At 42.3% G+C, this 19,286-nt stretch carries 24 protein-coding genes; all 24 read right to left on the bottom strand.

All coding sequences use genetic code 11. From position 1 onward, the window contains the following. Window positions 1-43 precede the first annotated feature (43 nt). Window positions 44-427 carry a hypothetical protein gene (locus BUA14_RS23135; protein ID WP_018213652.1) on the bottom strand — a complete coding sequence of 128 codons (384 nt, stop codon included), beginning with the start codon at window positions 425-427 and terminating at the stop codon, window positions 44-46. After that, the gene (locus tag BUA14_RS23130) at window positions 420-1,127 is read right to left on the bottom strand and encodes a PD-(D/E)XK nuclease family protein (protein WP_018213653.1); all 708 of its coding nucleotides are present in this window, start codon (window positions 1,125-1,127) and stop codon (window positions 420-422) included. The genes BUA14_RS23135 and BUA14_RS23130 overlap by 8 nt, the downstream gene beginning before the upstream one ends. Before the next feature lie 33 nt (window positions 1,128-1,160). Further along, window positions 1,161-1,454: a hypothetical protein gene (locus tag BUA14_RS23125; RefSeq protein ID WP_018213654.1), complete on the bottom strand. Its 294-nt coding sequence runs from the start codon at window positions 1,452-1,454 to the stop codon at window positions 1,161-1,163. A 19-nt stretch (window positions 1,455-1,473) separates the two neighbouring features. Then, window positions 1,474-1,791: a DUF3846 domain-containing protein gene (locus tag BUA14_RS23120; RefSeq protein WP_018213655.1), complete on the bottom strand. Its 318-nt coding sequence runs from the start codon at window positions 1,789-1,791 to the stop codon at window positions 1,474-1,476. A 16-nt stretch (window positions 1,792-1,807) separates the two neighbouring features. Next, window positions 1,808-2,239 (bottom strand): hypothetical protein, encoded by a 432-nt coding sequence (locus BUA14_RS23115; protein WP_143153496.1) that lies wholly within the window; start codon window positions 2,237-2,239, stop codon window positions 1,808-1,810. Between the two features lie 98 nt (window positions 2,240-2,337). Further along, window positions 2,338-2,784, bottom strand: coding sequence for a single-stranded DNA-binding protein (locus tag BUA14_RS23110; RefSeq protein ID WP_084078813.1), 447 nt, complete (start codon window positions 2,782-2,784; stop codon window positions 2,338-2,340). A 53-nt stretch (window positions 2,785-2,837) separates the two neighbouring features. Next, window positions 2,838-3,479 (bottom strand): hypothetical protein, encoded by a 642-nt coding sequence (locus tag BUA14_RS23105; protein ID WP_072774765.1) that lies wholly within the window; start codon window positions 3,477-3,479, stop codon window positions 2,838-2,840. A gap of 14 nt (window positions 3,480-3,493) precedes the next feature. Then, entirely contained in the window at window positions 3,494-4,600 is a 1,107-nt protein-coding gene (bet, locus tag BUA14_RS23100) for a phage recombination protein Bet (protein ID WP_072774764.1), read from the bottom strand. Between the two features lie 421 nt (window positions 4,601-5,021). Beyond that, entirely contained in the window at window positions 5,022-5,567 is a 546-nt protein-coding gene (locus BUA14_RS23095; RefSeq protein ID WP_072774763.1) for a hypothetical protein, read from the bottom strand. Window positions 5,568-5,842: 275 nt separating this feature from the next. Continuing rightward, a complete protein-coding gene (locus BUA14_RS23090; protein ID WP_072774762.1) occupies window positions 5,843-6,727 on the bottom strand; it encodes a S1 RNA-binding domain-containing protein in 885 nt (294 codons plus the stop codon). A gap of 56 nt (window positions 6,728-6,783) precedes the next feature. Beyond that, window positions 6,784-8,460, bottom strand: a complete 1,677-nt coding sequence (locus BUA14_RS23085; RefSeq protein WP_072774761.1) for a type IV secretory system conjugative DNA transfer family protein — start codon at window positions 8,458-8,460, stop codon at window positions 6,784-6,786. Between the two features lie 23 nt (window positions 8,461-8,483). After that, window positions 8,484-8,666, bottom strand: a complete 183-nt coding sequence (locus tag BUA14_RS23080) for a hypothetical protein (protein ID WP_018213664.1) — start codon at window positions 8,664-8,666, stop codon at window positions 8,484-8,486. 30 nt (window positions 8,667-8,696) lie between these two features. Beyond that, window positions 8,697-9,182, bottom strand: a complete 486-nt coding sequence (locus BUA14_RS23075; RefSeq protein WP_018213665.1) for a hypothetical protein — start codon at window positions 9,180-9,182, stop codon at window positions 8,697-8,699. 122 nt (window positions 9,183-9,304) lie between these two features. Then, window positions 9,305-9,742, bottom strand: coding sequence for a GNAT family N-acetyltransferase (locus BUA14_RS23070; protein WP_018213666.1), 438 nt, complete (start codon window positions 9,740-9,742; stop codon window positions 9,305-9,307). Between the two features lie 398 nt (window positions 9,743-10,140). Further along, window positions 10,141-11,070, bottom strand: a complete 930-nt coding sequence (locus tag BUA14_RS23065; RefSeq protein WP_018213667.1) for a 3'-5' exoribonuclease YhaM family protein — start codon at window positions 11,068-11,070, stop codon at window positions 10,141-10,143. Window positions 11,071-11,232: 162 nt separating this feature from the next. Beyond that, window positions 11,233-11,499, bottom strand: coding sequence for a Txe/YoeB family addiction module toxin (locus tag BUA14_RS23060; RefSeq protein ID WP_018213668.1), 267 nt, complete (start codon window positions 11,497-11,499; stop codon window positions 11,233-11,235). Continuing rightward, window positions 11,496-11,744: a type II toxin-antitoxin system Phd/YefM family antitoxin gene (locus BUA14_RS23055; RefSeq protein WP_020493348.1), complete on the bottom strand. Its 249-nt coding sequence runs from the start codon at window positions 11,742-11,744 to the stop codon at window positions 11,496-11,498. The genes BUA14_RS23060 and BUA14_RS23055 overlap by 4 nt, the downstream gene beginning before the upstream one ends. A gap of 110 nt (window positions 11,745-11,854) precedes the next feature. Next, window positions 11,855-12,688, bottom strand: coding sequence for a coiled-coil domain-containing protein (locus tag BUA14_RS23050; RefSeq protein ID WP_018213670.1), 834 nt, complete (start codon window positions 12,686-12,688; stop codon window positions 11,855-11,857). 1,274 nt (window positions 12,689-13,962) lie between these two features. Then, window positions 13,963-15,081, bottom strand: a complete 1,119-nt coding sequence (locus BUA14_RS23040; protein ID WP_018213672.1) for a hypothetical protein — start codon at window positions 15,079-15,081, stop codon at window positions 13,963-13,965. A 327-nt stretch (window positions 15,082-15,408) separates the two neighbouring features. After that, the gene (locus tag BUA14_RS23035) at window positions 15,409-16,200 is read right to left on the bottom strand and encodes a hypothetical protein (RefSeq protein WP_018213673.1); all 792 of its coding nucleotides are present in this window, start codon (window positions 16,198-16,200) and stop codon (window positions 15,409-15,411) included. Between the two features lie 111 nt (window positions 16,201-16,311). Then, entirely contained in the window at window positions 16,312-16,881 is a 570-nt protein-coding gene (locus tag BUA14_RS23030; RefSeq protein ID WP_018213674.1) for a hypothetical protein, read from the bottom strand. Further along, entirely contained in the window at window positions 16,874-18,004 is a 1,131-nt protein-coding gene (locus tag BUA14_RS23025; protein ID WP_018213675.1) for a ParM/StbA family protein, read from the bottom strand. Before BUA14_RS23025 ends, BUA14_RS23030 begins: the two co-directional genes overlap by 8 nt. Before the next feature lie 214 nt (window positions 18,005-18,218). Then, window positions 18,219-18,845: an EAL domain-containing protein gene (locus BUA14_RS23020; RefSeq protein ID WP_018213676.1), complete on the bottom strand. Its 627-nt coding sequence runs from the start codon at window positions 18,843-18,845 to the stop codon at window positions 18,219-18,221. Window positions 18,846-18,952: 107 nt separating this feature from the next. Next, the coding region (locus BUA14_RS28170) for a hypothetical protein (protein ID WP_178371785.1) at window positions 18,953-19,286 on the bottom strand (334 nt) is incomplete at its 5' end.

Raw genomic sequence — 19,286 nt, 5'->3', positions numbered from 1 at the left:
CTTAAAACGACGGGCTAGCTCATTGATGCTGACCAACTTAATTCTAATTTAAGTACAAGGCCAGCCTTTGAATTTTATATTGATCTGGTTCTATAAAACTTTGGAGTTGTTGAAATGTACAAAGATAGCCATCCCCACATTCATGCTTATAATAGTTTTCTTCATTCATAGAAAAATGAAGTTCAAGCAATCCATTCTGAAGCACTTTCTCAACCAGAAATTCAGTACCTTTTTTTATATAAGATCCATCCTTTAGGTTTAAATCAACGGTAGTTATAAAAAACATAAATTCAAGGTTTTTCATTCTCTCAATTTCAGGGCTTGTAATGGATTCTTCGAAAGCCATTAATTCTTCATTTCCCTTATTCGTGGTTACGTTAATAAACGTTCCGAGCTTTTCTTTAAGCCTGCAAAGAAGCCTAGCCACAATCGAGTCCCCCTTTACTTTCTCTTAAACATAAAAGGCTCCACGGGCAGTTTCCACAGGCCGGTGACGGCCTTGCAGGAAACGCTTCAGGGATCTTCAGTACAGTTAACAGCTCCAATCGTGATTGGACTTCTTCCGCTGTTCTGATAGCCCATTGTATCGCTTGGAAAGCCTCATTTTGTGTAATGATCCCACTTTCGATTCGTTTGAATCGAAGAAATGCATACACTCCTTTGATAACCTTATCCCCGGTCTTTTCCATGACGGCTGCCGCATATAACGGGAGCTGCCATGAATCGAAGATCCCATACGTTTTAAATCCCGTTTTCCAATCAACGATCATTGGTATGGAAGTGTTGTCCGGCTGAAGGTCAATATAGCCCTGTATCTTGATCTTATCTGTAAGCTGCATAATAAAGTGATGCTCCACAGTACCGGTGTATTTGTAACCTATGGCGGTTGTGAGCATGGACTCGACGATTGATCGCTCAACTGTCGAGTCCCCTTCTTCTAAGTATGCGGTGACAATCGCATCCTCGAATAAATAACCGTTTGAATACAAGTCATACGCTCTATGGACAGTCTTACCAAGAACTGCTGGTGAACCGGGCGGATCAGGGAACTTCTCCACATACTTGTAAGCAAAGCGACGTTTACAGGTATCGAAGAGGGTTAAGCGTGAAAAAGAAAAGAGATCCATCACATCAATCTAACTCTCCCACGCTTCCTCCCTCTATTCCACATCTTCGTCTTCTTCTTCAAGAAATCCAAGGGGCATACCCCATTCCAGGAACGGCAGCGGCTCTCTGCCAGCCATATCCCTTAATGCTTCATCCATGCCGCATGGAGAGCAAATATAAACGCTTGCATAGCGACTCAGGGCGTTGCGGACCAAGACATTATCCATGCGATAGTGACCACAACGGGGGCACGGGAATCCATCGCCGATACCATTATGCTGCATTTCTCCAAGGCTTTCGATAAGCTCCTTGGCCCATTCCTCAGTTCCAAATATCTTCTCACTCATCGCTTTCACCTTTCTTTACTCAATCTCTCTTACCAAAATAAAATCTTTCTCTGTATTGCCTGAGCTTATCTTCCGCCAACGATGAGAAGTCTCCGGCATCATTGCTCCCGGCTACAAAGAATGTGCCAACAAGAATGTCATTTCCAAGAGAACGATTATATGGCAGATCCAGCAATTTACCTTCTTCGTTACAAACAAGAATAACGTTTTCTTCCAGGGTGATGACTTCGATATACCCGTTGACCACCAATTGCATTCCAGCCAGACTATTCTCAATTTCTGCTACGTATGGTCTCTTTAATGGCTCTACCATGACCACTTTTATTGTTTTTTCCATGATCAAACCTCCTTTTTTACATGGCTACACGCAATACACCTCTTGTCCAAGGACCAGTGCGTACATGTACTTGGTCTGGATAATGTTTGAGCAGAATACTTTGCAAGCCTGCAAGATATCTGCTCAATTGTTTTTTACCCAGTCCAGAATACAGAAATCGCTCTGACTCAGGAACTATAACATAAACGGCCATTGAGTTTTGGTTCTCCCCAATTACAACCTGTGCCAGATTATTCTCAAGGATTACTACACCGTCATGTTCCCATTTTTTAGTCAGGCTGAAGCAGGGAAAAAGATCGATCATTGATTCAACGACCGTTTCTTTTAGGACATCAATGACTATATCCATTTCTCCGTAATCTTCAGCTGCTATGCCTTCAAAAATATTGATATAAAATCCGCCATAGTCAGCAATATTGTTACCGACCTTCGGGAGCCAATTACCCATGTGAACGCCCCGGCACATTAAGCACCGGGGCTACACCTCCCTTATGACTTTCACCTGTTAGAGAGCGCGACTTAGAGTTCGCTCGTTTACCAGGACACTCAAAACGGGATATCGTCATCCAAAGAAACTTCATACCCAAGAAAATGATCTGAAGAAGGCGAAGAAGCTTTGTTAGCTGCTGAGCCATATGTTCTGCTATTGTCATTATGGGTACTGTCCTTGTCTTTAGGGCTAAGGAACTGGACATTATCGGCTACGACTTCATATACCCAACGACGTTGACCGTCTTGAGCATCATAAGTGCGAACCTGCAACCGGCCATCAATGCCAGCGAGTTTTCCTTTAGAAAGGTACTCGGCGCATAATTCTGCGAGCTGCCGATACACTACAACAGGAATGAAATCCGCCTCTCGTTCACCTTGAGCGTTTTTAAAATTGCGATCTACAGCTAAAGTGAATGAGCAAACAGCCACTCCGTTTGGAGTATACTTAAGTTCTGAATCCTTTGTTAAACGTCCCACTAAATTAATTCTATTCATGCCCATCTTAATTTCTCCTTTTTCCCAGCCTGCCACAGGGGTCAGGGCTTACAGGTCATCTATAAAGTAACTTCTTCTAGCCACTCTTCTGCTAATTCGGCCCATTTGGGTTTCTTTTTATTAGCAAATTTCGCTTGAGAAAACTCTATCAGCAAATCTTCAGGATTTACGCTTAGCTTGCAAGCATACTCATGTATAACTACAAGGATTTGCTCAGACGTATTTGCTTCCAGGAAGAACATATATCCCATTCTTTTTTCTTGTTCAACGCATAACAACCATTCAGACCAGATCCAATCCAAATCTCTGGGCGATGGTTTCTTCCAGTTTTTCGTTAAGAAACCCATGGATTGGAGCTGGCTCGGTGTGAGTTTTTCGGCTGGGTGTAATTTGCGTTGCACCCTATTGTTCCCCTTATGAAAAAGCTCTTGCTTAACTTCTTCTATAGACTTGTTTTCAAGAAGTGCAATGAACTTAAGTACACCGCCTGATTCACCACAAAACCAGCACTGGAAAACATTATCTTCTGTGTTAAGCGAAAGATAATATTTATCTTTGAATTTCGGATGATCTGTCGCTTTACAAAATGGGCATTTGAAGCGTACGTCTTTTACGCTTCTTTTCTTTCTTTTTGAACGGTCATCCAACTCTGCTGATTTTAATTCGTGCTGCAAAGCTACTTCCATAATTGAGGGTAACATCAGTACATACCTCCTTAGAGAACGGTGATTTTTTGTACCATGAGGTATCCCATTTCTTCAGTTATGTCAGCTTTAAATCTGCATCCCTCTTTTAATTGAGCTGCCTCAACTATCCCTTCCTCACCTTTAGCCAGAAGAATAATAGGTTTTTGGGTTTTTATACCAGGCTCTTGGCAAACTATTCTTGCAAAGGGAGTTCCTATTCCCGACTTACCAACATGTAATTCAAGGAGCTGGAACACGCCTTTTTCGGTTTCCGAGTTTTGTTCCTGCACGGCCTGTACGGGGTTCTCCTGGACAGCTTGAACATCTTCGACTTTGTTTTCGGGTTCCGGACTGCTTTCACATGCTGGCTGCTCTTCTGCAATAGGAGCCTCCTTCTCATGCGTTGATCCTACTTCGATGACTTCTCCCTCTACAACACTTATGATATTATTCTCTCTTCTTTTGGGATCGACTTTAGCTCCTTCAGTCTGCTGTTTAGGGTTATCTTGTGGAGCTTCGCTTTCCTCCATTTGCATCTCCTCAGCTGTATAAACTCCTAACCCGAGAATCGGAAACTGACGACGAAGAGCTGCCACTTCAGCAACCTTTTGAATCATTGCCGACGGCATCTTCTGCCACACCGGAGACTTGCTGAGAGCATAGAAATATTCATCAAAATCTACGACAGCAATAACCGGCAGCCGTGACTTATGATAAACAATAGCCCAAGCGGCGATAATCTTCTTACGATTGGTGCCAAATTTGTGCTTGACAATACTCTTTTCGGTATCCACCTCAAAGAAATCGCCTTCTTTTACTACGCCGGAGTTTATTCCATTGTAATTTGGATTCTGCTCAGCTTTTTTTAACAATGCATCCCTGGTTGTGATGAAGTTTAAGGCAACTGTTCCATCGCTGTTATGCCGTTTTTGGAGAACAAGTTCTCCAGACAATGGATCGAAACCTTGTTCTTTGCAACGGTAGAGGTACAGTGCCAATTCTGAGTCGTTTGCATTCTTTGGCATACAAAGGGACATGATTGTAGCTTTGTCCTGTGGGCTTAATGCTGTCACCAATTTGTTTGGTGCAGGAGCATGCTCCTCCCTAACAATGTTAAGTGCTGTGCTGTTACTCATAATAAATTCCTCCCTTTTTTGGCCTTAAGCACAAAAAAAGCACGGTAAATAAACGTGCTTTTTTGGCTTTAGCCTTTTTATATAAAAAAAGGGACTCGTATACCTAATTTTGGCAATACGAGTCCCTTTTATATTCTCTTTTTCATACCCAACAATGGAGTATCTAAATTCGGTGTCCCTTCTTCCGCAATGACCTCTTTCTTATGCGATCGGTCAGGGTGGTTCAAGGGGGGGTTGAGAGACTGCTTGTCAATCCATTCTCTCTTTGAAGCGGCTTCCTCCACAATGCTATGCAGGGTGGTTCAAGCGATGAAATACTATAATTACTTTTATTATAGCATCTACCCTCAACTTTGGGAAGAAGCGGCCCTTAAAAACAAAAAAAGCTGAGCAAAATAAATCTGCTCAGCTTTAACATTCATTAAGGTAATAAAACTTTTTGATCTCTCACAACTTTAAGATTATCTTTCTTGGTTTTTATTATTTTATCGGGGATATCCAGAACCCATTTCCCGTGTTCCAATCGGTGAAAAATGAGATCCTGTTTAACTGTGTCCCGGCCAATAATTCGAATCGGGACATCATCTGTTAAGTATTTAGCCAAATCATTGACCATATTCACTGATTGACACATAAGTATGACGCGTTCTTGAGGCAGTCTCCAGCGGTACAATTCAATAAACGATTCTATATTATCCCATATTACCCCGATCTGATACTCCTTATCCCCGTGTAAAAAGGTATAGAGGTAGGGGCTATCAGCAGCATAGATTTTGAGTTCAGCTGATAAAAAATCCTCCATGCGGATATAGAGATCAACGACCATTAGTTTTTGAATCGTCTCACTATCACTGTAATACATCCAGTAATCTTGATGGTAACGCGCATTGATTTTTAATGCACCAATTGGTCCCAAGGTATACATATTATACTGTTTGTTTCCGATGACTAACCGATGCTCAACCACCTTCCTTTCCTCTTTAAGCCGCGCTAATATTTTCCGGGATGTCCGCGGTGCGTGATGAAGAATTTGATATCCCTGAATTTGGCCCCCAAACATGATTCCTAACTTGTCTAATAAATAAAAAAGCCGTTTCTCTGTATCTGGAGATACAAAAGAACGGTCAATCAAACGCTCGTTTGAGGGAATTCTTGTCCAATAGAACTTAATCTCTGATAATGCGGTTAAGTTATTCGTCTCCCTCCCTCCTCTCTTTTGGTTTTACAAGCAACGAGAGGAGTTTAACTGACTTTAAGAGGGCGCACGTAAAGGCCGAATATCCGCTGTTTTTCCTTATCTATATTAAGGATTTTGACTAGGGCTTTATCTCCCCTATTCAATACCTCATGCCTTGGATGCCGCATAAAGCCATCAACATAGCCATTTTGGGTTTTCAGTCTGAAGTAGCATCCTCTTTCCCTTACCCCGGTTATCTCGCAGGAGTATTCGCATTTATCTCTTAGATCAATCTTTTCCCAGGGGTTAGGGATCAGAGCCTTGCGGCTTACCTCCACTCGTCCTTTTTCTTTGTCGATGTTTATAATCTTAACAACCAGGTGGTCTCCAACCTGTAGGTGATCGGTGATATCATCGGTCCATCCATGCTGATATTCGACAGCAGATAGTGTGGCAGAGACACCACCAATATCAACAATAGCTCTATATGGGTTGACATTTCTAACCACGGCCATCGTTTTTTCCTTATGGGCCAGCTCTTCTTCCGTAAGCTTTTGCATAGCCACCAGAGCTTCTTTTCGGCTGGCGGTGAAGAGGTTTTCTTTCCTATCATATCCTTTTATCAGAAATGCTATCTTCTGCCCCATCATGCTGCGAAGAAACTGGTAACTTTTGTTCATTTTTTTCTCATCTTTTAGATCTTCCAAAGTATTAACATGATTTTTCTGGTTGGCTATAAATTCATGAACAGGTATTAGCCCCTTTATCGTTCCAATATAGACAACCGCACAAGGAATATCTGCGTGAATTTCAATTCCGGAGAGTTCCTCTTGCATAATTAACTGGTTTTGTGTTGCCCTAATCACATCTTGCCAATAATCTTTCTCGTTAATGGCATCCATTGCTTTTTGTTGGTCATAGCCCTCGATCATACGTTTCAGCAAATCCATTTTTCATTCCTTCTTTCTTGCTTGTATCTTTTTGTTAAAAAAGCGATTACAAATTTTTACATGAAATTTTCATTCATATCACGCAGGCTCTCAGTCCGATATTCTTTGGACTCCAATTTTTTGGCATGCTTATTAAGTTCCTCCAAAAACTCTTGTGTTTCTGTTAAAATTATCGGTTCTTCCGGTATTTCTTGCTCTATCGGCATCTCTTTAGTTTCAGTTTCTCTTTTTTGATTTTCTTGGCAGCTCTCTATAAAACCCGGCTTAGTCTTAACAAGAATTTTGATTTTGGAGACTTCATCACCTCCTGTCGAAATTATTGGTTCTACCTTGTGTGAACGAGCGTTTGTTTCCTCCTTTCTGTTCGCGATGCTCAGACCGCATTGTTTGAGTATTTTTCGTAAAGAAAAAACTCCTCGTTGTTGAGGAGTTGGTGGATGGCTGATTATAAGTTGTCTGGCTTGATATCGCCAATCGTTAGGAACAAACTGACCTACTGCTATTCCTGGTTTCATGGGATGACCATCTCGAATCAGTTTATGAACAAAGTAAAACCTCGGAAGTCCATCCTGCATATCGGTAGGCCGAATACGATATTCCTCCTGTTCTATCTGACGGTAACTCTCTGGTAGAAGATGGGCAATCATTTTCCCATCGTAGGTTTCCATTTTTCTTACCACCCAGTCTTTGCCCAGCTCCTCAGCAAGAAATGAAGCATCGGTACTTGAGATCCCGCCAAAGGTGATTTTATTGCGGCAGTTAGTGAGGATAGATGTTTTCATGGCTTGAGCTGTAAGATTCCCGGATGCAATAGCAAGCTGTTCGAAAGACTGAACAGCAAATACAGAAGCGACTCGATATTCGGCTGCGATAGATAAAAAACGCTCAATATCCGGATTGATATAACGCGACATTTCATCAATAATTAAGAAATGAGGTACCCGTGTTCGCTCTGTTCCTGGCCGTCGAAACGCGGCTGATTGCAGGTGCATCATCAGAAATTGACCGAAGGCATCTCCAGAGCTGCGAAATTTTAAACAACTGTTGACGGCAAGTACGCCGCCTTCCATCATATGCCGGTCCAGATCGATTCCTGTATCCCCAGTAATAATACGTCTTATATAGCTATTGGAAACCAGTTTTTCGATTTGTGCTCTTAATCCAACAGCAAGTTCCTTCCATTTCTCTCCCAGTCGTCCCCTCATTTCATGTTCAAAGAAGCCAAGCAATTCAGGGTCCTTGCCGCTTTTTTCTAATCTTGTTGTCTCTTGTTTGAGAATATCGTCATTGCGAAGTGATCTAAGCACACTGATGATATCCAAGTTATCTTCATGGTTCAATTTAAGCAATTTAATAAAGTTTCTGGCCGTTAGTTCTTGCATCAGTGCAAAAAATTCATCCTGTTTCATCATCCCTTTAAGCACCGCAATAGTCGCTTCTGCTACATCATCAACCGGCCCCTTCATGAGGTTTATCATATCAGTATTGTCCAAAGTGGGGTCAAAATGATATGTCCCCGGTATACCAAGCTCACGTGCCAGGTCTGCAGTGAACTGCGCGACATCTCCTTTAGGTTCAATAACACTCAAGCCACATTGGAATCCTCTTGCTTTTGCCATGAGTATTTGGTAAATAATCGGTTTAATCAACGTTGCGGTTTTTCCGCAACGTGTAGGCCCGACAATGATGGTGTGGGTAAAGGGATCATCCCCTCCCCACAAAAGTCTTGACATGATGACTCACCCGCCTAACGCTCCTATTCCTTAAGTTTCTTATTAGCCACTTCACAGTGCTCCCAGATTAAAGTACAGGCATCTTTAGCATTTCTCATCCAACTATTGGGAGTGCTTGTTTTCAGTTTTCGATGATGATTCGCGATACGTTGAATCGCTTCGATTTTCTTTAAAAGATAATTAATTTTCTTCTCTTGATCGTTCATATCATTTCCCCCTCTCTAATATTTGAATGCTCATTTGTTTTTATATTGAACTTCTTCACCCAGATCAAACAATAACATTTCTTGCTTAGGCTGGCCGTGTTGCTTATTTTTGATTTTCTCTTTAAACTGCTGAAACAAAGAAGAGTCCGTCTCCGTCTTACTCAATTCAAGGTGCCTACCAGGATGTGCTGACGCAAACCGCTTTTTCGTAAAGTACGGTGCGACTGCGGCTAGAGGTGTGGCAAGTGTCAGTAGGCCAATAAAGGATTGTGCCAGCCATCCTTGCCCCCAGCTTGCTGCAATGTATAGGCCCGCCCCCCATGTGAACCCAAGCCAGAATGCCGTCGATTGAAGGTATATGATGCGCGAGCCTTTTTTCAAGCTGTACAAGAGCAGCACAATGTCGATAATAGTTATCCCGACAGGAACACCTATCGGGATAATTTTGCCGCCGAAAAAACTGATATTGCCTAACATTACTATGAGAAATATGATGAGTGAAATGATGTTAAGCATTAGCGGTCCCCTCCTTGTTTTTCACACCCAACATTTTATGATGACTGGACCATCGTGAACCGTTGCCGATGTAAACTGTTTTCCCTACCCCGCCAGAGCAAGCCCCTGACTTTAGTCAGGGGTTATTGAATCAACTTGTAATAATCAATGCTCGTGTTCCCTTTCGGACAATCAGGCATTACGGAGCCTTTAATAAATCCAAGGCGTTCATACAGAGCCGGAGCTTCGAACGAATAAGTCGATGTAAAAATACCGCTTAGCCCCTCCGCTCCTGCAAGGTCAGCAAGGCTCAAAAGCATTTCCTTATAAATCCCCATCCCTCGATATTCAGGAAGCACAAATCCACAATGAAGGAAAATCCAATCATTGTGGATATTTAGCGTCAATCCGCCTACCAATATCTCTTCTGCAAGCGCGAATATACCTGGGTAATTCGAACACTCTAGCAATGGCCGATGTATGCCTACTCCACATTTATTTTGATAACAAATCAACCAATTATCAACCACCGTTGCATATTTCTTGTTGTTTATGATACCCGTAATTTTAATCTTACCCATAAAAGCCCTCCTATAAACCAATTTATACTACACCCAAAGTCTAAAGTCCCTTTAAAGCACATTGATGATGAACGAATTTACAGCGAGGCATTGACATTAAAGTATTCTCCAATTGACCTCGTTATAAATTCTGGGAATTTAGGATAAAATCCGTAGAGCAAAAAAAATAAGCCCCTATGATAAGGGCTTTTCAAATCCGTACATTTTCGTACAGATCGGATCTGACGTTCCACCATCAACACGTATGTCACGTATGTCGCTGGAGATGATCCGGCTTTGGGTGATGGGAAAGGGAGGTACCAAACCCGTTCCCCTTAGCTAACTATATTATACGGCTGGTCCAGAGGTTAGTGAAGCTGGAAAGTTACTTTTTCCAGAAAAAGTTTTTTAAATGAGCGTTAGATCAAAGGATTGTATATCTTCCGATCTAGCTCGTATACTTTTCCCGATAACGCGCCTTTCTCTAACGGTTTTGTGCACTTTTCGAAGTCAAACATCCGTGTGTCCATTAGATCCAGCAGATGCAATAGCTCCGCTTCCTTAAACATAGGTTTGACGGGACTGCCCCACTCAGGATTTTCATGATGCGAAAGAATCATGTGCTGCAAAAGATGCTTTCTTTGGCTGTCCAGGTTCGGTACGGTTTCCATTTCAGCCAATCCCAAGGATATGTGGCCGAGCAGTTCTCCTACTGTCGAATACTCGATACCAACACAAAGCTGATCCGATTTTAGTTCTTGTAGTTTGCCTATGTCATGAAAGATAATACCGGCATAGAGCAGGTCTTTATTACAGGAATAAATGGTCGTTAGTTTTTCTGCGACTAAGAGCATCGTTGTTACGTGTTGCAACCAGCCGGATTTGTAAGAGTGGTGTCGTGTCTTGGCGGCTGGGTGTGTCATGATCTGCCCTTTATATTTATGAATGATGTGCAGACAGGCTGCCCTGAGCGGTTGATCTGCTATTTCTTCAGCAAATCGCAGTATTGTTTCCAGCATTTGTTCTGCTGGAGCCGGAGCTGCCGGAATAATCTTCTGTTTCTCATAAGAATCTGCGTCCGTAGCCTTACGCAATTTGTTTACCTTGAGTTGTAGACTACCGCGATACTCCTGTACAAGGGCGTCCACTTTCACGATATCTCCCACTCCAGGAATTTCACCCTGGATGACATCGGCTATATCCCACACCTTACCGTTTATTTGACCGCTGCCATCCAACAGGGTTAGATCCAAATACTTTTTCCTTGTTTCTCTCGTCTCCTTCTCCATAATTTCTTTAACGGCAAAAAAACCAATGACCGTTTGCTCTTTCTGAAGCTCAGAAATCACTATATCAACCCCTTCCCCTCTTTTTAGTGCAATAAAAAAAGCCCGAAGGCATCTGCATAATATTTCCATTCAAAAAGGGTAGGCTTCGCCCACCCAACTTTTGATTTAATTTTAACCTTTTATCAGGATTTAGTCAATATTATGACTTGATTTTTTTTAATATCAAATATCATAGTGCGACCACATACTGATGATTTTAACGGTATGCGCATCATCTATTACTTCGTATACAAGACGGTGCTTATGGTTAATTCTGCGGGAACAAGCCCCGGATAAATCACCTTTTAGCTTTTCCCATTTCGGCGGAGATTGATATGGATTCACACGCAATATACTGATGAGCTCTTGTGCCGTCTTATCTAATCTAGCACTCTTTAGTTTTGGAATATCCTCAATCGCCTTTTTTGTATAAACTATTGAATACTTCACCAGCTGACCTCATCTTCCGGCACGCATTCGGATAACGGCGTACGGATGCCCTCCACTATTTTGTCCTTCAATTCGGGGACAGACGAGAGGTAGACTGTTTCAATAAGTCCATTATAATCTTCTTCACTGATTAGAACAGCGTTACCGTCTTTTGTACTTACGTTGACAGGCTCATTAAATTTTATCGTTTGAGATAAAATATTAAACAGGTCTTTTCTTAATTTAGTTGCGTTGATGTTTATCATTAGCTTCACCGCTTTCTCATGTACATTATAGCGTACACATTATTGTTTGTCAAACATTTCCTTTCCGATGCAGAATCCTCTTTCCGCTATGGCAGAAAAGAAACGCCCTTTTACTTTTCGCCCTGAAGCCGCTCTCTTAAACCAGCTATTTCCGCTTGATACTCCTTGTGAAGCTGCTCTATTTTCTCATACAACATTCTTATTTTCTCTGTGGATTCTTCGCTTAAGGATTGAATCTTGTTTTGATAGTCTGACTGTAGCGTTAATCGCTCCCGCTCTCTTTCGATATCCTTTTTCTCCGCCATCCGCTCAAGCTCATCTTTATGAGCCTTTTTCAAGGCTTCAACGGCTTGAACATTGTGTTCAAGCTCACCTTTTAAAGTAACGAGCGTTTGATTAAGGCGGTCAACTTCATGTTTTAAGCTATTCTTTTCCTCGTAGGCTGCTTTGTACTCGTTCACCAAGCCCATGAGAGTGTCATTTTTTTCTTTATACTCCTGAATGAGTAAATTGTTATGCCATGTGGCCTCTTCCATTTGACGTATTAAGCGTTCGGATTCTTCTTTCTCCTTGAGATGATGGATATCGGCTTCTTCGTTGGCCTTGAGCTGTGCTTTGATTTCCTTTTCCATAAAATCTATCTTTTGAAGAAGCTCATTCTTTTCGGTGCTCAGCTCTAAGACTTGTCTAGAGATTTCTTCTTTTTCGTGGGCAGCTCGTTCAATCATATTAATAACCAGCTCATTGATTCTCTTAGTATGCAGCTCAAGTTCTGAAATATCTTGTTTAAAGTTTGGCAGTCCTATTTTGACATCTTGCATTACCCACAGATTGGTTACGGATTCAATCCATTCTTTGTCCTGTAGTCCTGATGCCTGAATGGTGGTGTTAATCTTCGTTTTAAGCTCATCTGAGATCTTAAACGCTTTGGTTGATTCAGCCATATTCCATCCTCCTTGAATTGGTTAACGTACCTATATTTGTTTTAGTGCAGGTTTACCTGGTTAGCCCGGTTAACTGTATATTCTTTGCTTGAAGATCATACCTTCTCTTTAATTTTGGATATTACTGAGAAGTCCTTTTCTATTTCTGGCAGCTCGGTTCTGATATTACATGCAAAGCCTAGGTTAGGACTGAGCGTTTGTCTGATGTATCTGCTCCGGATGGTGAGCTGTAATGAAAACATCTTTGTCATGTTAACAAACGAGCGTTTGTCTATAGGTTTAGATTGTTATTTGATGCTGGATTGAACTGGCCAGCCTAGCATAATGCCCTCCCATCGCCCCTATTCAACGAGCGTTTATTTACTTGAATAAACGAGCGTTAGAATGACTATCGGCAGCCGCCTAGACAGCCACCTCATGCTTACAAGACTTTTAGGCTATTCGAATCTGGTGGCACATAACCTTTTTTGCTTTTAAAAGAATTTATCTTGCTATTTCAAGCAAAAAGCCATCCATAACAAATATGGAGGAATTACTACAACTGTTATAACTATTATACGTATCCACCTTTTCACACCAATATTGCGCACAATTTCAAATAGAGAGGCACAAAATGGTATATCATGTGTAAAACACCAGAATGAAAGATAAAGTAACGCTGAAAATATAAGCATGGCAAATATCGCCATGAACCAATATACAAATGATACTGCCCCTAAGTAATTCCAGAGTCCTATAAAAACAGGCCAATAATATATCCAACCTATTCCTATCAAGAGGATAATTGCCATCAAGCTAATCCGGTTTAGCCAAATAATTCGTAGTTTCATTTCTATCCCTCTCTCTTTTACTGTTCATGTCTACCACAATTGGTATGCCGAAATAATCCTTCCACTATAGAGTCCGATGAGCCAATCTTTATAACTCGATTCGCAAGGTCGACTTTCAGAAAAGACTCGCGGTATCCCTTGTCTTCGTAAAGGACGGTAAAGTGATAGGTGTTCCAGGCAAACAGGATTCCTGTACGGGTTTCTCCTGCCTTTGCTCCTTCGATTTTGATTTGCTTGCCAATTGCTACCGGCGAGGCATAGTTTTTGATAATACCAATGTCTATTTGAGTGTCCTCCCTTATTGTTTATTTGAATGACCGTTGATTTCATTGGGCGCGGGGTACGAAGTGTTGGAGGTGTCGCGGGCAAACTACCCACTTGTTTAAATGAGCATTAGTTTGCGACTCCCTGCACCCGTCTAGTAATATATTTCACAATGATTGTCTATGCCCTGACTTCCTCTGCCGCTCTACTGCAGTCGTTACCGGCACCAGCCGACTCAATGATGTCGCGCACGGTTATGCCTTTTACTTTGATGAAGTCGCGCTTTTGGTAACGGTCTATGAATTCTTGGGCCTCTTTGACTAACCCGTTCCAGGTTACCACTATCGCTCCTGTCTTATTCTTTTGATATTCCTGCATAGTCAGGTTCTCGGCCAGCATTCGGAGTGCCGCTCGATCCCTCTGTAGGTAGTTGCATATGAAATATTCTTGGTTATCTTCTTCGACCATAAGGTTTCCGAAGTAGTATCGGTTGTCGCTATACTTCACTCTCTGATACTGCTTCCTCAGGTATTGTTCGAGTTGCGGCTGTCCTCCGTACAGGAGGGCGTTTAATACAAAGTTCTGTGTCTTCCCTTCGCTATCTTGCCATTCCACCAGTGGCATGAGGCACGTTGAATTGCGGTACAGTGTCATGGTATTCTCTGTGATATGCTTCACAAAGCCAAGGTATGCCGGCGTTTCTTCCATGATGGCTCCAGCTCGGTAGGCAATTAGGTTGGTGCCTCTGGATTCTTCAAGTTCTGCTTGCAGCTTGATCAGTGTCGGTTCTTTGATGGTGTGTCCCATGTGGTATACCAAATATTGTTTCTTCTCCGGAGCCGGGGATTCTATCAAGCACTGGAGGGTTGAGTTCCATGGTAAGCTTAATTTGGGTTTTGCGTCTCGGCTCCCGATGATACTCCAGCCTGCTTGCTTGAGTTTAAGCGCTATTTTGCTGATATCTATCCGCGCCAGCATTTCCCATCCACTTAACCGCATGTCCCTTGCTCTTCGTTCTTGGCTTATTTTACCTATTTTAAGCAATTCCTCCATTCCCTTGTCAGCCATTTGATACACTGAGTGATTCCTTTGTCCATTGTTTTTTACGGTAAATGTTCGCTCTATAAACCCTTTGTCGCATAATTTCTGCAGCCTTTTTAAACCGTATTCTCCACTCTTCTCAAAATAGGTACTTACTATGTCTATTGCTCTTATTGATTGCAGGTGAAAAAGCAAAACTAATATTTCTATATCTCTCTCCGGCAGTCTACTCTTATACGGCTTATGTTTCTTCGACATGGACACTTCCTCCTTAATTTTTTCTTTCTAAATGCTTTTTTGCTTTCTAAATTCGGCTGGTAACTCGCGTATTCCGCACCGTTCGCTCCTGCGTCGCTCACAGCGCGAAATACACTCCTTACCTCTCGCTCGCGCTGTGAGCGACAACAAAATATGCCTTGAAACCCTTGTCAGCAGCCATTTTAGAGAGAAGCATTCGACCTATTGATAAGACACCCTATCAGACATTGTTAAGACACCCTGTATCATGACTATTCTTCGACATTGAAAAGACAGCTTCTATCGTCTTTTTTTATACATTGCAAAGACACTTTTCAATATGTTTCTTCACATAAAATTCTCCATATCCACAAACCCTCTATATTCCATTTCAGCACTTTCTTCCCTGGGATTTTTACTCAATCTTTGCTCCATATAGTCCTCGCTCAGTGGACATCTTTTCACAGCCATCTTGCTCATCTCTCCTGAAATGACCCCCTTGAGGTTGTCAATTCTTGGATACTTAGGCAAAATCTCTGTTTCAAAACCTTGGCTATCCAGATGCCTATAAAGATAAATCATGGTTCGATTGGGAGCTCCGTCTTCGTCTTCATTACACAAAGCATCCTCACGATAAGCAGCTAAACGAATGATTGTATCGCCCCTCAGTAACCCTGCTTTTCGAAAGGTGTTAATAACTACTTGTTTTGACTTATTATCTAAGTCAAACAATCTAACGTCACGATAATAATGCCTTATGTGCAAGGCTGCCGGGGCACTCATCGGGGGATCGCCTATTTGCTCAATCACATCACTCATTTGGAGCGTGAGCATAAGCTTAATGGTGTAAAACTCCTTGTATGTTTTTTCAAAACTCCGATAAAAAGTATTTGGTAAAAAGGGCAATGGCGCATCCAGCTGAAAAACATAGGCTTCGCGGCCAACCTTCAGCCCATAGCTGTCCCCCTTGTACACAGCTTTTTCCGTCCATAAGCCATTTTTTATGAGCTGATTCATTTCAGCCCATTGTCGCTGATAAGCTTCATTTAGTGCTGCCTGAGTCATAAAAAGTTTTTGTTGAAGCAGGTCTATCTCGTTTTCATGTTCTTTAATGATGGTTAATACATCATCGTTAAACAATGTTTTCTCCCCCTTCCTTCTACTGTCAAACAGGCAAAACAAAACGGCTAGGAAATTAACCCTAGCCGAATTTCTTATTCTGCCACCAAAAGAATGGTCATTTGTTCGGTATTAGTCAGGATTTCCTTCTTTTCTTATTAGTTTAAGGACATCCTCATCCTCTTCAACTGGTATAAAGCGGCTTAGCCTTTGCTCAAGGTTTTTGGCTGTATCCACTTCGCCAATTACAATATCAAGATCATTAAGGATGTCCAATGCATCATTTTGATCCGTTAAATCAGCGCTTTCTGCTCGGGTAGCAGAAGAAGCTGGCCGCTTTCCCATAGTCGGTGTCTCAACGACAGTGATTTCTCCTGCATCAACATCTACAATAGCTGAATCCTTTGTAATTGATATTGTCTTTGTTTTTACTACCGGACTTAACAGCTCACCTTCCCCTTCTTCTGGAGACTGGACCTGAGGACTTATCGGCTGGGGCTTCACTGGCAAACTTGGTACATTGGGAGCGACAAGCCGTGTTCTCCCGGATTTATAAGTGTTCATAATTCCTATTCTGGCATAATATTTTAACCAGGTGGCCATATCGTTTGTATGGTGCTCTTGGAGGTACTCCCAGAGCATTTGGTCTTCGACTGAACGCCCAAAGTAGGTGTTGATACGCTTTTGCTCATTTTTAGCCATTTTTTCTCATAGCCCTTTTGACTGAGCTTTCGCTAGCCTTTCTGAAGCCACTGGCATTGCCAAATTGAGGGTTTTTAGCTAGTTCTTTATTTTCTAGCTTCATATGTTCAAATGCCCCAGCCCCTCCACCGCCGCCGACAAGGGTCCTATGGATGACTTTCCATTCATCCTTTAACCTGAGCTTAAGTTCCTCACTAAGTTTTTTTCCCAAGAGTGCAAAGGCCGATTCTCCCAACGGTTTAAGGTCAATAGCCTTTCCACCGGATATGCCGTAAAGTCCATCCTTATACCGCAGGTAGGTGTCAAACACCTTTTCGTCAATGACAATACCCTTCTCGGCCAATTTAGAACAAATTTGCCCATAAGCCCAAGCCACCCCAATTTCCAGCGTTCCCGCGTAAGCATCCACGAATTCTCCATCTTTAAATAAAGCGTAATCTGTGGTTCGGAAACCCGGATCAATAAGCAGCACATTGCCTTCGGTAAGATAAGCATTGATGGACTGGCCGTATTGATCTTGGGTCATATCTAAAAATATCCCCCAGGCTTGGGGAAATACGCGGCATTTAATGATGTTAAGGGTGCACTTCACTTTTTCCCAGGGACCGGACTTAAACGTTACAGTATATGTCCCCTTAATATTTCGCTCGTAACTGTCTTTATGGGTAAAAAATTTATCAAGCGGCAAACCAGTCCCAACATAGATACTTACCCTAGAATCAACACCTCCCATTCTTTCGGTTTGGGCTGCAGCTAGGCTTGCAACGAGTAATGCGATTGAATCTTCGTCAGAAGACTTATCATCATCCCAGCATAACCGCGAGTCGCTCCCTTCCAGGACCGCCAATGAGCCTAAAAAATAATGGCGACTGACCTCGTCTCGGTGGCTGTAGATTTCGACATCCATAACTCTAAGCTGGTTTTCCAAGTCGTTTTTTGTAATATCCAGCTTTCCTTTTTCCTGCCATTTTTTAAAACTACGATCCCTTCCGGTCGCTACAGTGGATTGAAGGGTAAACTTCTGGTTTCCTTCCGGCATATCTGCATCCACCTTGACGTGACCGAAGCCAATGTCTGCTCCAGCAAAAATCAATCCACTTGCATTTTCAGCAATAGTATTCAAAATAAATCCCTCCTTCGCCCTGTTTTCACACCTATCTTTCGTGTTGATTTTGGGCCGCTTTTGTGCTAATTACGTGATATTTTAGTGTTGATATCGTGATATTTTCGGGTTGTTTCCGTGCTAATCGCGTGTCGGTTTCGTGTTACTTTGGTGCTGTATTCGTGCTACTTTCGTGTTACTTTAAATCCAACAAAACCGCATGGTTGGGCCTTTTTTATCCCCCATCCGCAACAGATAGCCTTGGCGTATTATCAACCAATCTTTCTGGCCTGCCATAATAATATCCCTGAGCTAACGTGATTCCATGTTCCAAAACCCAAAGATGGTCTTCCTCGGTTTCCACTCGCTCAACGACAATTGGTTTTTTTATTTCTTGCAAGGCTTTGAGAAAGTCCGGATTACTTTGGATCTCAAGTAGCTCCACTTTATATCCGTTTACCCCGGTTTGTAGCCACATAGAGATGTCTTCGTGGCTTACATCATCAGCCCAGACCATAAGCCCTTTAGCCTGTAAATCGCGGATGGCTATTCGAGCCTGTTTAAAGTATGGAGCAATACTTTTTTCCCATTCCACTATTTCAATACCACCGCGCCAGTTAATGAAAGGCAGACGGCTAACAAATGGCAGTGTATATAGAGTTACATTAATATTGCAGGGGGTTTCCCCACCAATTTCCTCGACCGCCTGTAAAATTGCATGTAGTTCCCTACGAATTAAGGTATTACGATCTTTGGTGGTAAAGTAATCTTTTATTGAGCAGCCAGGGCGACTTAGGCACTCTTCCAATATCTTTTGCCCAGTAAAAACATTAACAATTGGTTGTGTGTGAATTTCTAACAATATAACCGCCTACCTTCTTTTATCTTCCGTTCTTAGTGCAGTGTTACTAATAGATATAGAAAGAGGCCCCGCATTGGGCCTCTTTCTATATCATAAGGCAATTTAGTTTATTCGATAGTCACCGTCTGGACCTCCACCCCGTCAATGAATAAGTCATAGTCTCCCGGTGCTGTAGTCGCTTGGAATACTGCTTTGTTCAGTGAGCCGTTAGCTTTGTATGCTGTTACTCCGCTCTGCTTTAGCTCGACTGCTGCTTTCGCATTACCCTTCCACTTCACCTGGTATGTCCCATATTGGGTTTTCTCAAAGGTCACATCAGTGGGGTTGTTTGCACCGGGGTTTGTCGGTTGGTCCGGCTTATTCTCAGTTTCGATAGTCACCGTCTGGACCTCCACCCCGTCAATGAATAAGTCATAGTCTCCCGGTGCTGTAGTCGCTTGG

The sequence above is a fragment of the Desulfitobacterium chlororespirans DSM 11544 genome (assembly GCF_900143285.1).
Taxonomy (GTDB): Bacteria; Bacillota; Desulfitobacteriia; order Desulfitobacteriales; family Desulfitobacteriaceae; genus Desulfitobacterium; species Desulfitobacterium chlororespirans.
Note: the sequence above shows the minus strand (reverse complement) of the source record. Positions and strands in the feature narration are given on the sequence as shown.

Excerpts from the sequence above, each read along its gene's own strand:
- BUA14_RS23120 (WP_018213655.1), bottom strand. The coding sequence starts at position 1,791 with ATGGAAAAAACAATAAAAGTGGTCATGGTAGAGCCATTAAAGAGACCA.
- BUA14_RS23080 (WP_018213664.1), bottom strand. The coding sequence starts at position 8,666 with ATGAACGATCAAGAGAAGAAAATTAATTATCTTTTAAAGAAAATCGAA.
- BUA14_RS23130 (WP_018213653.1), bottom strand. The coding sequence starts at position 1,127 with ATGGATCTCTTTTCTTTTTCACGCTTAACCCTCTTCGATACCTGTAAA.
- BUA14_RS23085 (WP_072774761.1), bottom strand. The coding sequence starts at position 8,460 with ATGTCAAGACTTTTGTGGGGAGGGGATGATCCCTTTACCCACACCATC.
- BUA14_RS23040 (WP_018213672.1), bottom strand. The coding sequence starts at position 15,081 with ATGTCGAAGAAACATAAGCCGTATAAGAGTAGACTGCCGGAGAGAGAT.
- BUA14_RS23030 (WP_018213674.1), bottom strand. The coding sequence starts at position 16,881 with ATGGCTAAAAATGAGCAAAAGCGTATCAACACCTACTTTGGGCGTTCA.
- BUA14_RS23105 (WP_072774765.1), bottom strand. The coding sequence starts at position 3,479 with ATGTTACCCTCAATTATGGAAGTAGCTTTGCAGCACGAATTAAAATCA.
- BUA14_RS23125 (WP_018213654.1), bottom strand. The coding sequence starts at position 1,454 with ATGAGTGAGAAGATATTTGGAACTGAGGAATGGGCCAAGGAGCTTATC.
- BUA14_RS23110 (WP_084078813.1), bottom strand. The coding sequence starts at position 2,784 with ATGGGCATGAATAGAATTAATTTAGTGGGACGTTTAACAAAGGATTCA.
- BUA14_RS23050 (WP_018213670.1), bottom strand. The coding sequence starts at position 12,688 with ATGGCTGAATCAACCAAAGCGTTTAAGATCTCAGATGAGCTTAAAACG.
- BUA14_RS23075 (WP_018213665.1), bottom strand. The coding sequence starts at position 9,182 with ATGCTTAACATCATTTCACTCATCATATTTCTCATAGTAATGTTAGGC.
- BUA14_RS23070 (WP_018213666.1), bottom strand. The coding sequence starts at position 9,742 with ATGGGTAAGATTAAAATTACGGGTATCATAAACAACAAGAAATATGCA.
- BUA14_RS23090 (WP_072774762.1), bottom strand. The coding sequence starts at position 6,727 with ATGGATTTGCTGAAACGTATGATCGAGGGCTATGACCAACAAAAAGCA.
- BUA14_RS23115 (WP_143153496.1), bottom strand. The coding sequence starts at position 2,239 with ATGGGTAATTGGCTCCCGAAGGTCGGTAACAATATTGCTGACTATGGC.
- BUA14_RS23055 (WP_020493348.1), bottom strand. The coding sequence starts at position 11,744 with ATGATAAACATCAACGCAACTAAATTAAGAAAAGACCTGTTTAATATT.
- bet (WP_072774764.1), bottom strand. The coding sequence starts at position 4,600 with ATGAGTAACAGCACAGCACTTAACATTGTTAGGGAGGAGCATGCTCCT.